This window comes from Croceicoccus sp. BE223 (genome assembly GCF_031457155.1).
In the GTDB taxonomy this organism is placed as follows: domain Bacteria; phylum Pseudomonadota; class Alphaproteobacteria; order Sphingomonadales; family Sphingomonadaceae; genus Croceicoccus.
On sequence record NZ_JAVDWB010000001.1, the window covers coordinates 279,149 to 294,779 of the forward strand.

General features: G+C 68.1%; 15 protein-coding genes. 11 read left to right on the forward strand and 4 right to left on the reverse strand.

Features of this window, described 5'->3' with window-relative positions:
* The first annotated feature begins 7 nt into the window (after positions 1–7).
* Entirely contained in the window at positions 8–430 is a 423-nt protein-coding gene (gene ndk, locus J2X37_RS01415) for a nucleoside-diphosphate kinase (RefSeq protein WP_310016938.1), read from the forward strand.
* Between the two features lie 69 nt (positions 431–499).
* Here ndk and purN read toward each other — a convergent pair whose 3' ends face one another.
* Positions 500–1,498 (reverse strand): phosphoribosylglycinamide formyltransferase, encoded by a 999-nt coding sequence (gene purN, locus J2X37_RS01420; protein WP_310018034.1) that lies wholly within the window; start codon positions 1,496–1,498, stop codon positions 500–502.
* A gap of 189 nt (positions 1,499–1,687) precedes the next feature.
* Here purN and J2X37_RS01425 point away from each other — a divergent pair, with 189 nt between their 5' ends.
* Positions 1,688–2,743: an AI-2E family transporter gene (locus J2X37_RS01425; protein WP_310016941.1), complete on the forward strand. Its 1,056-nt coding sequence runs from the start codon at positions 1,688–1,690 to the stop codon at positions 2,741–2,743.
* Positions 2,744–2,764: 21 nt separating this feature from the next.
* On the opposite strand, the gene purM is transcribed toward J2X37_RS01425, so the two are convergent.
* The gene (gene purM / locus J2X37_RS01430; protein ID WP_310016943.1) at positions 2,765–3,874 is read right to left on the reverse strand and encodes a phosphoribosylformylglycinamidine cyclo-ligase; all 1,110 of its coding nucleotides are present in this window, start codon (positions 3,872–3,874) and stop codon (positions 2,765–2,767) included.
* A 126-nt stretch (positions 3,875–4,000) separates the two neighbouring features.
* Between purM and J2X37_RS01435 the strand changes: the two genes are divergently transcribed.
* The 8 genes from J2X37_RS01435 to J2X37_RS01470 all read left to right on the forward strand — a co-directional run bounded on the left by J2X37_RS01435 (position 4,001) and on the right by J2X37_RS01470 (position 12,582).
* A complete protein-coding gene (locus tag J2X37_RS01435; RefSeq protein ID WP_310016946.1) occupies positions 4,001–5,281 on the forward strand; it encodes a heavy-metal-associated domain-containing protein in 1,281 nt (426 codons plus the stop codon).
* A gap of 23 nt (positions 5,282–5,304) precedes the next feature.
* Positions 5,305–5,925: an HdaA/DnaA family protein gene (locus tag J2X37_RS01440; RefSeq protein WP_310016948.1), complete on the forward strand. Its 621-nt coding sequence runs from the start codon at positions 5,305–5,307 to the stop codon at positions 5,923–5,925.
* A 69-nt stretch (positions 5,926–5,994) separates the two neighbouring features.
* The gene (gene epsC, locus J2X37_RS01445) at positions 5,995–6,696 is read left to right on the forward strand and encodes a serine O-acetyltransferase EpsC (RefSeq protein ID WP_310016950.1); all 702 of its coding nucleotides are present in this window, start codon (positions 5,995–5,997) and stop codon (positions 6,694–6,696) included.
* 28 nt (positions 6,697–6,724) lie between these two features.
* Positions 6,725–7,090, forward strand: coding sequence for a DUF2794 domain-containing protein (locus tag J2X37_RS01450; RefSeq protein WP_310016952.1), 366 nt, complete (start codon positions 6,725–6,727; stop codon positions 7,088–7,090).
* Between the two features lie 205 nt (positions 7,091–7,295).
* Positions 7,296–9,851 (forward strand): TonB-dependent receptor domain-containing protein, encoded by a 2,556-nt coding sequence (locus J2X37_RS01455; RefSeq protein ID WP_310016954.1) that lies wholly within the window; start codon positions 7,296–7,298, stop codon positions 9,849–9,851.
* A 124-nt stretch (positions 9,852–9,975) separates the two neighbouring features.
* Complete coding sequence (locus tag J2X37_RS01460; protein WP_310016956.1) at positions 9,976–11,112, forward strand: DUF3089 domain-containing protein; 1,137 nt, start codon at positions 9,976–9,978, stop codon at positions 11,110–11,112.
* Positions 11,113–11,225: 113 nt separating this feature from the next.
* Complete coding sequence (locus tag J2X37_RS01465; RefSeq protein ID WP_310016958.1) at positions 11,226–11,621, forward strand: c-type cytochrome; 396 nt, start codon at positions 11,226–11,228, stop codon at positions 11,619–11,621.
* A 7-nt stretch (positions 11,622–11,628) separates the two neighbouring features.
* Positions 11,629–12,582: a serine aminopeptidase domain-containing protein gene (locus J2X37_RS01470; protein WP_310016960.1), complete on the forward strand. Its 954-nt coding sequence runs from the start codon at positions 11,629–11,631 to the stop codon at positions 12,580–12,582.
* Positions 12,583–12,649: 67 nt separating this feature from the next.
* On the opposite strand, the gene J2X37_RS01475 is transcribed toward J2X37_RS01470, so the two are convergent.
* Both J2X37_RS01475 and J2X37_RS01480 read right to left on the reverse strand, forming a co-directional pair.
* Positions 12,650–13,018 carry a hypothetical protein gene (locus J2X37_RS01475; RefSeq protein ID WP_310016962.1) on the reverse strand — a complete coding sequence of 123 codons (369 nt, stop codon included), beginning with the start codon at positions 13,016–13,018 and terminating at the stop codon, positions 12,650–12,652.
* Positions 13,015–14,262 (reverse strand): class I SAM-dependent methyltransferase, encoded by a 1,248-nt coding sequence (locus J2X37_RS01480; RefSeq protein ID WP_310016964.1) that lies wholly within the window; start codon positions 14,260–14,262, stop codon positions 13,015–13,017. Before J2X37_RS01480 ends, J2X37_RS01475 begins: the two co-directional genes overlap by 4 nt.
* Before the next feature lie 277 nt (positions 14,263–14,539).
* Between J2X37_RS01480 and J2X37_RS01485 the strand changes: the two genes are divergently transcribed.
* Positions 14,540–15,577: a DUF1838 family protein gene (locus J2X37_RS01485; RefSeq protein ID WP_310016966.1), complete on the forward strand. Its 1,038-nt coding sequence runs from the start codon at positions 14,540–14,542 to the stop codon at positions 15,575–15,577.
* Positions 15,578–15,631: the final 54 nt, after the last annotated feature.

Genomic DNA, 15,631 nt, shown 5'->3' on the forward strand with positions numbered 1-15,631 from the left:
TTTTCCGATGGCGGTGACCCGCACCTTTTCGATCATCAAGCCCGACGCGACCCGTCGCAACCTGACCGGCGCGGTCACCAAGATGCTGGAAGACGCCGGCCTGCGCGTCGTCGCGTCGAAGCGCATCCACATGACCCGCGAGCAGGCCGAGGGCTTCTACGCCGTTCACCGCGAGCGTCCCTTCTTCGGCGAGCTGGTCGAGTTCATGATGAGCGAGCCGGTCGTCGTCCAGGTGCTGGAGGGCGAGGACGCCGTCGCCCGCAACCGCGACGTGATGGGCGCGACCAACCCGGCCGAAGCGGCCGAGGGCACCATCCGCAAGACCCACGCGCTGTCGATCGGCGAGAACACCGTCCACGGTTCGGACAGCGAAGAGAACGCGAAGATCGAGATCGACTACTTCTTCAAGCCCGAAGAGATCGTCGGCTGATCGCAGCGATTTGCTGAACGCCAAAGGGCCGCTTCCCGGTGGGGAGGCGGCCCTTTTCGTTGGCAGCGCCTAGAATTCGTCCGCCGCGTCCATCAGCGCGGTGAGCCGCCGCGGCGCAACCGTGCGCCAGCTGCGTTCCAGCCAGCCGCGGACGTGGTCCCAGTCGACGCCGGGGCGGTCTAGGATAAGGCCGGCCCAGCCGCTCGCGCCGTAATAGGCGGGGCGGAACCAGATGTCGGGATCGCGCTCCACCAGCGCAGCCAGCTCGTCCGGCCCGTCGGTCTTCACCAGCAGCGCAACATGCGGTTCGCCGTGGTGCCGGTCGTTGAAATAGGCGAAGTACTTGCCGCTCTTGCCGCCGGTGCGCCAGCCCGGCGCGCCGTGGCTCTCGCGCGCTTCCGCTTCGGGCAGGGAGAGCGCCAGTTCGCCGACTTTCGCCAGCAGCCAGTCGGCGCGATAGGGCCGGGTGACCAGTTCCTCCAGCATCCGCGAATAGAGCTGGTGTTCGGCGTAGAGCACGCGGGCCGCCAGCGTCTCGGGCGTATCGCCGGGCAGGATCGCCACCGGTGTCTGGCCCAGCACCGGCCCGTCGTCGAGCTCGGCGGTGACCAGGTGGACCGAACAGCCCGCATGGCTGTCGCCCGCCTCGATCGCGCGGGCATGGGTGTCGAGCCCCTTGTACTTCGGCAGCAGCGAGGGATGGATGTTGAGCATCCGGCCCTCCCAGCGGCTGACGAATTCGGGGCTGAGGATGCGCATGTACCCGGCCAGCGCGATGTATTGCGCGCCCGCGTCGAGCACCGCCTGCTCCATCGCCGCGTCGTGTTCGGCGCGCTTCATGCCCTTGTGCGGCAAGGCGAAGGTCGCGACGCCCTCTGCGGCGGCAAGAGCGAGTCCCCTTGCCTGCGGATCGTTCGATCCGACCAGCACGATCTCGTAGGGGCAGTCCGCCCGGCGGCTGGCGTAGAGCAAGGCCGCCATGTTCGATCCGGTCCCGCTGATCAGCACCGCGACTCGCGCCTTGGGAGCGGCCTTGGCGGCGTTGCCGGGCGCGGGGTCGTTCTCCATGGTGCGGGCGGTAGTCATGCGAAAGCGGCAACCTCGGGCGTGGAACAGGACGGGCCGGGGGCGGTTATCCTGTCCTATGAGACGGAACCTCCGGCGGCGTGGCCGCAGTCCCTACGTCGCGCCCCCCGAACAGGCAAGAGACGTGCAGGCCAAGGCCCCCGCGCCGCTGCCGTGGCAGGCCGACCGCGCATGACCGCGCCGTTCCGTCCGCGCGAGGAGGACCGCCCCTATCTTCGCCGCCTGCTCTACACCCTCGCCATCGCGGCGGTGCTGATCGTCGCGTGGCGGGCGGCGGACCTGCTGCTGCTCGCGTTCGGCTCGATCCTCGGCGCGGTGGTGATCCAGAGCGCCGGGCGCATGTTCGAAAAGCTGGGCGTTCGCAACGGCGACGTCGCGCTGGGTCTCGGCATCCTCTTCTGCCTCGCCGTGCTGGGCGTGATGGGCTACCTGCTGACGGTGCAGTTCGGGGTGCAGATCGCCAACCTGATCGACAATCTGCCCGAAACCGTCGCCGCCATCGAACGCGCCGTGGGCGCGAACCCGGTGGGCGCCGCGGTAGTCAAGGCGGTGCGCGCCGCCGTGGCGGGCAGCGCCATCGCCGATCGCCTGGGCCAGCTGGTCGCAGGCGTCGGGCAGGTCCTGCTCAACTTCGTCATCGTCCTGATCGGCGCGATGTTCATCGCCTCCAACCCCGGCCCCTATCGCCGCGCCGCCATCCTGCTTACCCCGCATGGCGGACGTCCGACGATGGACCGGGCGCTGGGCGAGATCGGCATCGCGCTGCGCCTGTGGCTGAAGGCGAAACTGATCGCGATGACCGCGATGACGGTGCTGATCGGCAGCTCGCTGTGGCTTGCGGGGGTCGAGCACTGGCTGGCGCTGGGCCTGCTGGGAGGCTTGAGCGAATTCGTGCCCTATGTCGGCCCGGCGGTGGCGATGCTGCCCGCGATCGGCATCGCCGCGACGCAGGGCGGATCGGTCCTGTCGTACACGCTGATCGCCTTTCTCGTCGTGCGGGTGGTCGAGGCGTGGATGATCACGCCGCTGGTCAACCGGCAGGTGGTCAACATCCCGCCCGCGCTGACGCTGTTCGTGATCCTCGGCGCGGGAGCGGTCTTCGGCATCTACGGCGTGTTCTTTGCCGGTGCTCTGCTCGTCGTCGCCTATGTCGGCGTGCGCGAGCTCTACCTGCGCGACACGCTTGGCGAGGACATCGACGGCGTGCCGCAGGACGCGATGACCTGACGCCGCACGCCACGGCCGCCGTCAGCCGAGGTGTGTCGCGCTCCAGTCCTCGCGCGCGGACCATTCCTCGGCCCGGCCCGCGACGGTGCAGCCCTTCTCGCCGCGCCTGATCGCGCCGATCACGAAGACCTCTTCGCCCGCCGCCTCGAGGTCGGCCTTCAGCGAGGCGACTTCGTCCGCAGCGACCGCCAGCACCATGCCGATGCCGCAGTTGAAGGTGCGGGCCATTTCCTCGGACTCGATATTGCCCTGCGCCTGCAGGAACGCCATCAGCCGCGGCATCGTCCAGCCGCCGACGTCAATGTGGGCGTGCAGCCCTTCGGGCAGGACGCGCGGGACGTTTTCCAGCAATCCGCCGCCGGTGATGTGAGCCAGCGCATGGATGCGCCCGGCGCGGATCGGGCCGAGCAGGCTCTGCACGTAGATCCGCGTCGGCGCGATCAGCGCGTCGATCAGCAGCACCTCGTTGTCGAACAGGGCCGGGCGGTCGAGTTTCCAGCCCTTGTCCGCCGCCAGCCGGCGCACCAGCGAATAGCCGTTGGAATGGACGCCCGAGGAGGCGAGGCCGAGGAGGATGTCGCCATCGGCCACCTTGTCGCCGGTAAGCTGCTCCCCGCGCTCCACCGCGCCCACGCAGAACCCGGCAAGGTCGTAGTCGCCCGCCTGGTACATGCCGGGCATCTCCGCCGTCTCGCCGCCGATCAGCGCGCATCCGGCCAGCTTGCAGCCGTCGGCGATCCCCGCGATGACCCGCTCGGCGACGCCGTTCTCCAGCTTGCCGGTGGCAAAGTAGTCGAGGAAGAACAGCGGTTCTGCGCCCTGCACGATGAGATCGTTGACGCACATCGCGACGAGGTCGATGCCGATGGCGTCGTGGCGGTCGTGGTCGATGGCGAGCTTGACCTTGGTGCCGACACCGTCGTTGGCGGCGACGAGCAACGGATCGCAATAGCCCGCCGCCCTGGGATCGAAGAAGCCGCCGAATCCGCCCAGTTCGCTCGTCGCGCCGGCGCGCGCGGTCGATTTGGCGAGCGGGCCGATCGCCTTGACCAGCGCATTGCCGGCCGCGATGGAGACGCCGGCCTTGGCGTAAGTGTAGCTTTCGGGCGTGCTGTCAGGGGTGTCGGTCATTCAATCTCTCGCAAGTTGCCGGGCGCTTATCGCTTTCGCGCTTGGATTTCCACGCCTCATTCGGCAAAGAGGGCCAACGATGATCGCTTCTGCGCCTCTGCTCTCGTTCGGCTGACTTTTCCGACCATGACCGCCGCCACCGTTCCGTCCGGCTCGCATCCGGCCCTTCGCCCCGCGCCGCGTCGCGCGTTGCTGGCCGCGGTGCTGCTGGCGCTCGCGCTGCTCGTCGGATGGCGCATTGCCGCGCAGGTGGAGGGAGAGCGCGGCATCGCACCGCTGGCCAACACCGGCGATTTCGAAGTCGGCGGGATCAAGGTCAACACCACCGGCAAGACCGCGATGGAAGCGCGCGAAAACGGGTGGAAGGAAGCCCAGAAGAAGGCGTGGGAACTGCTCTACGAGCGGACCCACAAGGGCGAAAAGGCGCCCCAGCTGCCCGAATCGCAGCTCTTTTCGATGATTTCCGCCGTCGTCGTGGAAAGCGAGCAGATCGGTCCGCGCCGTTATGTCGCCACGCTTGGCGTCATCTTCGACCGGGCGCGCACCGGCGAGATCTTCGGCACGACGAGCAGCGCCACCCGTTCCGCCCCGCAACTGGTCATCCCCATCGTCTACCAGGGCGGGGTCGGCCAGCTTTACGAGGTGCGCACCCCCTGGCAGCGCGCCTGGGCCGAATTCCGCAGTTCGTCGAGCCCGATGGACTATGTCCGTCCCTATGGCGGCGGCGGCGAATCGCTGTTGCTGACCGCGGGGCAGGAGAGCCGGCGCAGCCGCACGTGGTGGCGCACGATCCTCGACGAATTCGGCGCGTCCAACGTCATCTTCCCGGTGGCGCGGCTGGAACGGCAGTGGCCGGGCGGGCCGGTGAAGGGCACCTTCACCGCGCGCTACGGCGCCGACAACCGCTTCATGTCCAGCTTCACGATGACCGCGAAGAACGACGACGAGCTGCCCGCCATGCTGGCGCAGGCGGTGGTGAAGCTCGACCAGATCTATGCCGGTGCGCTGGCCAGCGGCCTGCTCGGCGCGGACAAGACGCTGAACGTCAACGAAGACGCGCTGAGCCCCGAACTGCTCGCCGCGCTCGCCGCCGCGGCGCAAGGCGAGGCGGCCGAACGGGACGACAGCACCGCCGCCCCCGTGCCGCAACCGACCACGCCGGCCATCGCCCCGATCGCGCTTTCGGTGCAGGTCGTGACGCCCGACGCCCCCGCGTTCGAGGCGGCGCTGCGCGGGCTCAGCGGCGTGCCCGGCGTCACCGGCGCCACCGCCTCCAGCCTCGCCATCGGCGGCACCTCGGTCTTCCGCGTCGGCTTTGCCGGCACCGCCGAAGGGCTGGCCAATGCGCTGAAGGCGCGGGGCTGGCAGGTTTCGCAGAGCGGCGACACGCTGCGGATCAGCCGCTAGGCTCCGGCCGCGGGAGCAGACGCATGGGGCGCCGCCCGGTCCAGATCGTCCTGCCGCTGACCGGCGCCGGACAGGCGCAGACGGTTGTCGTCGGCAACGCCAACGAAGCCGTGCTGCGCGCCTGCGAGGAAACCGCCCGCTGGCCGTTCGGCACTGCCATCCTGTCCGGCCCGCCGCGTTCGGGCAAGTCGCTGATCGCCCGCTGGTTCGAGCAGGCAGGGCTCGGCACCGCCATCGACGATGCGGAGCAGGCCGACGAGGACGCCTTGTTCCACGCCTGGAACCGCGCCCAGGCCAGCGGCAGGCCGCTGCTGCTGGTGGGACGCCCGGTGCCCTCGCCGTGGCGGGTCCGGTTGCCCGACCTCGCGTCCCGGCTCGGGGCCGCGCTCAACCTTGCCATCGGTGCGCCCGACGACCGGATGCTCGCCGCGCTGATCGAGGCCCATGCCGCGCAGCGCGGGCTTGCATTGGACGAGGGTGCCACCACTTATCTCGTGCCGCGGGTGGAGCGCAGCTTCGCCGCGGTCGAATCGCTGGTCGCCGAGATCGACCGCCTCAGCCTGGAGCGAAAGGTCCCGGCCCGGCAGGCGATCTGGCGCGAGGCGCTGGCTGGCGGGGAACCGGAGCAGGGCGACCTGTTGTGACACATCCGACCGGGGCGGGCCCTTCGCGGGTTCTTGCCAGATCGCGGTCGAGGTGGGAGAATTGACGAAATGTGGGACGACCTCATCGCCTATCTCGACAGCGTTCGCGCGCGAGATCCCGCCCCGCGCTCGCGCTGGGAGATCCTGCTCTATCCGGGCGTCCTCGCGCTCGGCCTGCACCGGGTCGCGCACTGGCTGTTCGAGGCGGAGATGTTCTTCCTCGCCCGCTTCGTGAACCACTTCTCCCGCTTCCTCACCGCGATCGACATCCACCCCGGCGCAAAGATCGGGCAGAACCTGTTCATCGACCATGGCTTCACCGTCATCGGCGAAACGGCGGAAATCGGCGACAACGTCACGATCTACCAGGGCGTGACCCTAGGCGGCACCAACCCGACCAACGGCGTTGCGGGCAAGCGGCATCCGACGCTGCTCGACGGTTCGATCGTCGGCTCCGGCGCACAGATCCTCGGCCCCGTGACGATCGGCAGGCGCGCGCGCATCGGCGCGGCGGCGGTCGTCACCGAGGACGTGCCTGACGGCGCGACGATGGTCGGCGTCAAGGCGCGCTCGACGCTGGTGTCGGCCGAAACCTACCAGCGCGAGTTCGTGCCCTACGGCACGCCCTGCAAGGACCCGTGCGAGCCTTCGCCCCGGCTTGACGATTTGGAAGCGCAGATCGCGGCGCTGAAGACCGAGATCGACCGCCTGCGCGCCGAGGCCGAGCCGGCGGCGCTGCCGATCGAAACCGACGGAACGCGCAGCGCATGACCTGCGGCGCCCCTGCCGCAGGGTGTGAATGAACAATATCGTGCATCTCCCCCTTGGCCCGGCCGGACCCGGCGGGGGCAGGGGGCAACCGCTGCAGGTGGGCTTCGAACGCGGCGAACTGCTGCGCATCCTCGACCTTTACGGCCGCATGGTCGCCGCCGGGATGTGGCGCGACTATGCCATGGACTTCCACAAGGACGCGGCCCATTTCGCCGCCTTTCGCCGCGCGGCCGAACGGCCCGAGGTGCGGCTGGAAAAGCGCCCGGCCCTGCGCCAGAGGCAGGGCATGTGGACCCTCTTCGGCGAAGCGGGACAGGTGCTGAAGCGCGGGCACGAACTGCCCGGCGTGCTGGCCGTGATCGAGCGAAGGCTGGTCAAGCTGGTCGAAGACTGACCGGTCCGGGGCGTCGCGGGGCTTCCCGCGATTGTGACCGCATGGCGGATAGAGCCGTTGCCGCCGTTTTCCCGCGACGGCAGAGGTGACCTTATGCCGCTTCCGCTGGGTCCGGTGCGATCGGGCGGCAGGTTCAAGGGAGCCTGATTGCCGCCTCTCCTAAGATATCGCAGCGCGGCGATCCGGCACACAAAGGGGTGTTATCATGTTCCAGTCGGTCCGGGGTCTGACCCGCCATGCTCTCGTTGCCGGTACTGCGCTAGGCAGTCTCGGTGTCGCCATGCCCGCGCTTGCCCAGGACACGGCTGCGCTGACCGAGGATTTCGGCAACGAGATCGTCGTCACCGCCCGCAAGCGCGACGAATCGGTGCAGGACGTGCCGATCACCATAACCGCGCTGACGGCGGAGAACCTGACCGAGCGCTCGATCAACTCGCTGGCCGACCTCGGTAACTCGACGCCCGGCGTCGCGATCAACTCGATCTCGGGCGGCAACGTCCAGACCATCTACATCCGCGGCCTGGCGCCGGCCAACACCACCAACGACCTCAACGTCGAGGCGAACGTCGGCGTCTTCATCGACGGCATCTACCAGACCAGCCGCAACACGCTCGACATCATCTCGGTGCTCGACATCGGCCAGATCGAAGTCGCCAAGGGTCCGCAAAGCGCGCTGTTCGGCCGTTCGACCTTCGCCGGCGCCCTCGCGGTCAGCACCGGCCGGCCCACCGACGAACTGACCGGCTCGGTCAGCGGCACCGTCGGCACCGACGAGGACTACCGCCTCAAGGGCTTCATCTCCGCCCCGCTCGGCGAGACGCTGAGCGCGCGCGTCGCCGCCGGCTACGTCAGCTATGACGGCTGGGCGAAGAACGAGGCCAATCCCGACGACAACCTCGGCGGGTACGAGAAGTATGCGGTTTCCGCCGCGCTCGAGTTCGAGCCGAGCGAGAACTTCCGCGCCCTCCTTTCCGGCTTCGTCACCCACTCCGAGGCCGAGCCGAGCGCCGTCGCGCGCATTCCGCTCAACATCCTCAACTGCGGCAACAACAACGTCCTCTATTGCGGCGAACTGCCCTATCCTGATCAGTTCAGCGTGTCGGACATCCCGGACACGGTTGCCAAGAACCGCCAGCTCTCGCTCCTCCTCGAAGGGCGCATGGGCGGGGTAAAGGTAACCAGCGTCACCGGCTTCACCCGGTCGAGCGTCGAAGGTTATGCCGATTACGACCTGTCGGGCACGGGAACGACCTTCGGCGTCTGCACCGCCGGTTCGGCCTGCCTCTCCTTCAGCCCGTTCGTCGGCGCGCCGGTCCCCTACTCGTCGCTGGCGCAGGTCAACCTGACCACCCAGAACCGTGAGCGGGTCAAGACTTTCAGCCAGGAAATCCGCGTCCAGTCGGACTACGAGTCGCCGTTCCAGTGGATGTTCGGCGCCAACTACTTCGATTCGAAGGTGCCGCTCGCCGCTCTTGGCATCGGAACCTCCTACGCGGGCCGCCAGGCCACCGATCGCCTGGTCCAGGTCACGCAGTTCGGCACGCCCGCCGCGACCGGCACCGGCTCCTACGACTTCACCGCCAACCCGTTCCTGGTCTCGAGCCCGGACGAGTACCGGTTCTCGACCTATACCGTCGCGCGGACCAAGAACTTCTCGATGTTCGCCGGTATCGGGCTCGAACTCGGCGCACTGCGCGTCAATGCCGAAGGTCGCTACAACATCGAGCGGAAGCTCGCCCAGACCCATTCGGTGTCCAACCCACTGTCGCAGCCGGGCGTCAACCAGCCGATCACCAGCTTCGACACGCCTGACGACGCGGCGTTCCCGGTCGTCAGCCCCCAATATGCCAAGACCTACGAAAGCTTCAGCCCCCGCCTGACGGTCGACTATCACGTGACCCCCGACATCATGGTGTACGCTTCGGCGGCCAAGGGCCTGCGCGCGGGCGGATTCAACACCCAGAACCCGGTGAGCACGACCGGCATCCTGCTGGATGAGGTGTCCTACGACGAAGAGACCAACTGGACCTACGAGGTCGGCTTCAAGAGCGAGCTGCTGGATCGCCGCCTGCAGCTGAACGCGGCAGCCTTCTACACCGACTGGAAGAACGCACAGGTTTCGGCCTTCACCGCCAACCCCACCGCCTCGAACCCTGCCCGCATCGTCCAGAACACCGGCAGCATCGAAGTCTGGGGCGTGGAAGCGAGCGCCGAACTGCGCGCCACCGATTTCCTGACCGTGGGCGGCAGCTACATCTACACCGACCCTCAGTTCCAGGAAGGCTCGTACGACGGTTCGACCGTGTCGCAGTGCGTGACAGCCGGCGCGGCCGCGCCGGGCTGCCCGCCGGTCACCACGGTCACTCTGGCCAACGGTGGAACCCGCGTCGTTCCCAGCCTCGAAGGCCTGCGCCCGCAGCGTTCGGTCAAGAACCAGTGGAACGCCCACGCGACCGTGTCCGTGCCGGTCTCCAACGACTGGGATCTCACCGGCCGCGTCGACGTGAACTACTCCGGCCCCGCCTATTCGAACCTGATCAACGTGACCTCGTTCGGCAAGCGAACGCTGACCAACGCGCGCCTGACGCTGGCGAACGACATGTACAGCGTGGCGCTGTGGGCGACGAACCTGTTCGACGAGAAGTACGTGGCCAACTCGATCAACCAGCCTCGCGCCGGTTTCCCGTTCGTCTACACGCTGAACGAAATTTACGCCGGCGAAGCGCGCCGCGTGGGCGTGACGGCGACGGTCAACTTCTGATCGCCCAGGGGCCGACCGCCGCCGTGGCCGGTCCCGACCTATTTCGATTGACCGCAGGCCCGCAGTGAGGGAGCGATCCGGCGTGGCCATAGACCGATCGCCACGCCGGAGAGCGCTTCGCAAGATGTTCATCGCCCGCACCATGTCCGAACCGGGACTTCTGATGTCACGATCGGCACGGCGTTTCGGCCTTTTTCCCCTGGCCGGGCCGCGTGCCTTGTCGCGTCTGGCGGCAAGTCTTGCAGCGCTGATCGCGATCGCCATCGCCCCGGCCGTTCGGGCCGAGGTCGCGGCCCCGGATTATGACGACGCCCGCTACTGGTCGGAGGCTCCCATGGCCCTGCTGTCCGACGTGGCGCAAGACGCCGACCTCGCCGGGGTCGACGTGTTCTACATCCATCCCACGACGACCTCCACGAAGGGGCTGACCAACCACGACCCGCTCGACCCGGCGGTGCTGGTCTGGACGGACGAGAGCGCAATCGCGCGGCAGGGCAGCGCCTTTTCCGCCTGCTGCCGGGTATTCGCGCCGCGTTACCGGGCGGCGACCAGCGGCGCCCTGTTCTCCGCCGATCGCGAGGAGGCCTTCGACCTTGCCTACTCCGACATCGAGCGGGCCTTCGACCGCTATCTCGCCCATGACAACGGCGGGCGGCCCTTCATCCTTGCCGGGCACAGCCAGGGCGCGGCACACGTCGCGACGCTGCTCGAAAGGCGGATAGAGGGGACCGCGCTGAAGGATCGGCTGGTCGCCGCCTATGTCGTCGGCATCAATCTTGCGGAGGGCGATTTCGGCACCCGCTTCCCCACGCTGCGGCCCTGCAAAACCGCGCGGCAGACGGGATGCGTGATGCAATGGAACGCGGTCATGGCGGGCAGCGACCTGGCGGCGATCCGTACGGCCTTCGAAAAGGACTATCGCGCGCGGACCGGCACGGGCGAGGGCGCGCGGACGCTCTGCGTCAATCCGGTGAGCTTCGCTGCGGCAAGGCCGCTGACCCCGTCGGCGGAGGCGCAGGGCGCCATTCCGGGAACGCCGGGCGCCGGTCCGATGGCGGCGCCCCGCAAGGGGATGGTCGCAGCGCGGTGCGACGAAGGTGTGCTCACGGTCTGGACCGCGCCGGGCCTGAACCTCCAATCCCTGCCGGGCGGTTCGATGCATTTCCACGATATCAGCTTGTTCTGGTCAGACATCCGCGCCAATGCGTTGGCACGGTCGCGCGAATTTCAGCGGAATATCCGACAGGCGGGCAAACCCTGAGATATTGCCGCCCGCCGTTCAGGTGGATGACATCGCAACACCGCCATGCCGTAACGGTGAAGGGGGCATCGCACACCCGCTGCACCGCATTTCATAGATCGAGGAAAGACCTGATGACCAAGCGTTTCCTGACTGTTTCGGCCGCCGCGATGGCCGGGATTGCCGCCACCGTCGCCGCACTGCCGGTCACTGCCGCGCCGGCGGGCGATGCGGCTGCAGGAAAGAAGGTCTTCATGCGCTGCGCCGCCTGCCACACGGTCAGCGCAAGCGGACCGCAGAAGATGGGCCCGACGATGGCGGGCGTCGTCAATCGCAAGGCCGGTGCGGTGAAGGATGCACGCTATTCGCCGGCGCTGGCCAAGTCGGCACTGGTCTGGAACGAAAAGAACCTCGACGCGTGGCTGCAGCGTCCGTCGAAGGTCGTTCCCGGCACCTCGATGGCCTTTGCCGGCATTGCCGACGAAACGCAGCGCCGCGATCTCATCGCCTATCTCAAGACCCTGAAGTAGGTTTCCCGTGACCGATCGGCGTGCCGTTCTGGCGGGCGGCGCCGCCCTCGTCGGCGCAGGGCTGATCGGTTCCGCGAGAGCGGCGGCGGGCGTGCGCGCGCCCCCCGCTACCACGCCCGGCCCGACCGCCACCGGAGCGGCGGGCGTGCTGACGATCGAGGCCGCGCCCGGTCGCAGTATGGACGTCCACGTCTGGGGGCCGGCGGGCGAGGCGGGGACGATCCTCTTCAGCCACGGCGCGGCGTCGTCTCCGCGGTTCTACGATCGCGTCCTGCGGCCCTGGGCGCTGGCCGGCTATCGCGTGTTCGCCCCGCTCCACGTCGATTCGACCGAGCATCCTCGCACCGCCGAATTTGCCGGGCTGGCCAGCTGGCGCGCCAGGCTGGAGGACATGCACGCCCTTGCCAACATGGTGCGGCGAGAAGGGGCGGGCACCGCGGGCTGGATCGCCGCGGGGCACAGCTATGGCGGGTTGACCGCGCTGACCCTTGGCGGCGCGGGGGCGACAGCGCCCGACGGATTTGCCGGTCCCCTGTCGCGCCCGGAAGCGGCGTGCGTCATCGCCCTTTCTCCGCCCGCGCCGATCCCGGTGTTGATCACGCAGGAAGGCTATGGCCAGTTGCGCGTCCCGGCCATGGTGCAGACGGGTACGCTGGACATCGTGCCGGGCATCACCGCGACCGACGGCGAAGGCTGGCGCTCGCATCTCGCCGCTTTCGAGGCTCCCGCGCCCGGCGGCGATCGCTTCGGCCTCGTGCTGGAAGGGGTGGACCACTATTTCGGCGGGGCGATCTGCCGCCATGACCTGCCCGGGCCCATGCAGCTTGACCGGCTCGCGGATTTCAATTCGTTGTCGGTCCTGTTCGCGCGCGGCTTCGGACCGGCGGGGCAGGATGACGCCCGGCGCGACCTGCGCGACAGGGTGGCGGACCGGGGCGCCGTGCGCCTTTCGACGCGCTGATCCGCCCGCAGAAACGCAAACGGCCGGGACATGCCCGGCCGTCGCGCGTTGCGGCGATGAGGGATGATCAGGTCTGCGCGATCTCCGCGATGGTATCGACGTAGCCCTTTGCCGTCTGGCGCTCGCGCGCATCCTCGGCATCCTTGATCTGCAGGTAGTAAAGCCGCCGCAGGAAGTCCTGCCGCCGCTCCTCGCGCTCGGCCAGGGCGGCTTCGTCCAGTTCAAGCGCCTCGATCCCGGCGGCAAGATCGATCCCCGCGGCCCTGGCGACCCGCTCGCCGGCGTCGATCCGGTCGCGCAGGGTCGAGATCTCCGACGCGAGCACCATGATCATGCCCATCGCCTCGTCGAGCCCGGGGGTATCGTAGAATTGCGGACGCTTGCCGCGGGCGGTGCGGATCATCTCGGGTCGGTCCATCTGCGCTTCTCCGTTCATGCCGCGAGCGCCTTGGCCGCGCCCTTGCGCGCGATCAGCACTTCCCAGCCGCCGCCGGGCGCGAATTCGCCCGCGGTGAATTCCCGGTCCGCGACCGAGCCGGCGGCGTCCTCGCTGTAGCCCTTCTGGGCGCCGGCGAATTCCATGACCGCCATCGGTGCGGTGTCGAACCGCACGCTGGCCCTGTCGAAGCCTGCCCGTTCGGCCAGCGCGATCTGGTCCATGTCGCGCATCGCGCCCCAGAACGGCTCGTTGTTGTACCAGGTCTCGTTATCGAGGATGAACTGGGTGAACGGGTCCATCAGGTCGAACGGTGGCAGGTCGGCGTGGATCATCAGCCCTTCGGGCGCGAGCACGCGGTGCGCCTCGGCAAAGATGCGCGGCATCGCCTTGCCGCTCGTCTCGTGCAGCAGGATGTGGCTGACGACGAGGTCGAAGTGTCCGTCGGGAAAGCTCGTCTCCTCCGCGTTCATCTGCGCGAAGTTGATCGGATGACCCATGCCGGCCGAACGAGCATGGGCATAGCGCACGCACGGTCCGCCGAGATCGATGCCCCAGATCTCCGCATCGGGGAACATCTCGGCGTAAGGCACCGTCGAATGGCCGACGGTGCAGCCCATGTCGAGGATGCGGCGCGGCCTGAAGTCGGGAAAGTTGCGGCGGATGTAGTTGCAGACCGATCGGCCCATGTCGTCGTTGTTCGGACCGGTATAGCCCATCGAGTAGAGATAGACCCCCCGGTCGTAGAGCGCGCCGACCGAGATGTCGTCCTCGCACACCTCGCTGCAATAACCGCCGGGCATGCAGTGGATGTCGAGCGCGGTGACATAGCGGGGCGGGACGAAACCGTCGGGAATGTCGAGGCGTGCAGGGCTTCGGGCCGAAAGCGTGCGCGCCGTCTCGATCAGTTCGGGAAGCTGGCGGCTGACCGATCCGGCCACCGATTCCCAAAGGAGTTCCTGCGCGATGCGGTTGGTGGCGGCGTAATGCTGGAAATAGGTGTCGCCGACCATCGCGTCGCGAATGTCGCGGCGGTCGTTCGCGCTGCGCCCGGTCTCGTTCTCGAAGCGGGGACGGGCGCGGGTGCGATAGACCGGGTCCAAGCCTGGCAGCAGCGTCGACTGGATGAAACCCTTGAGGCTCTTGGCGAATTCCTGGCGAGCCGCTTCGTCGGCGGTCGCCTTGGGCAGGACGGGGTGATCCGCCTGCTGGAAGGTGTTGAGCATCGTCGTCTCCGTTTCCATGCCGCGGCCCGGCGGATCGGCCTGGGCCGGACCTTTCTGCAATCCGTCAACCGCGCGATCCGGGCGCGGATCGCTGGCGTCGGGGTGCCTCGATGCCTAAGGATTGGCCCGGCAGCGGCATGGCGGCAAGCGCGAAACGAGCGACCTGTCCGTCAGTCGGATAGGCAGCAGATGCAAACTGCGCCCTTGCCACGGGCCGCCTCATACCGTTCGAAGCAATTGTTCGAAAACCCCCGCGCCGGCCCTTGTGCCGTTCCGCGCCACAGGATTGAGCCACATGGACGAACAGACCTTTTCCCGCCGCCAGAGCCTGGGCCTCGCCGCGCTGGCGGTCGGCTCGGCAACCCTCGCAGGATGCGCCCGTGCCGAAGCGGCGCCCGCCGTTGCGGCCCCGTTGGCGGCAGGTGGGGCAGCGCCCTTCGTGACGAAGATCGATTTCAAGGATCCGTACTGGACGCGCGACACTTACGCCCGCCTCGACGCCGACATCGATCCGACGAAGGAGAAGGTGGGCTGGATCAGCGGCAAGGCGTTCGGCGTGCGCCCGAACGAGAAGGTGCGTCCGCTGTTCAAGGTCGAGGGTTTCAGCGTGGTGCGCACCAAGCGGCTGGAAGACGGTTCGTGGCGGCGCATGCTGCGCGAGATCGTGTTCTACCGCGATATCGAAACCGGCGAGATCCTGAAGCAGTGGGCCAACCCGTACACGGGCGAGACGGTTCGCGTCGTGCCGATCGCCAACGACCCGTTCAACTTCACCATCACCGCATTCCAGCCCGAAGGACCGAGCTACGGCGGGCTGCAGAAGACCCAGGCGTCGATGAAGCCGTTCCTCCAGGACTGGTCGTTCGGCGCGGACGGCAAGATGGTGCTGCAGACCGGGATCGACATGATTTATCCCAACGCGCTCGATCCCAAGAAGTGGGTGCGCGAATCCTCCGGCCCGATGAACCGGGTGTCCGAACACTTCATCTACGTCGTCGACCGGGCCGATGTCGAAAACCCGGCACTGACGCATATCCCGGCGGTCGGGTCGTGGAGCCGGATCACGCCGTGGCTGCCGTGGATGCTGATGGGGCAGGCGGATGGACACATCAGCTACTTCACCCATTTCGGCACCGCCAAGAACGGCATCGCCGATCTGCCTGCGGATATCGTCGCTGCCGCGCGTGCGATGGACCCGAAATGGCTGAGCGCGCCGACCGAGGATTACGGCCCGTCGCTCTCCAGCCTGGAGAACTATGCCCGCGAGCAGACGCCGGCGCCGGTTCCGGCAGGCTGGGTTCCGCCCAAGGCGCCGAGCGGGATGGGCCAGTAAGCACACGGGTCCATAACCGAAGAGATGGCCGGCAGGCCCGACACTTGCCGGCAA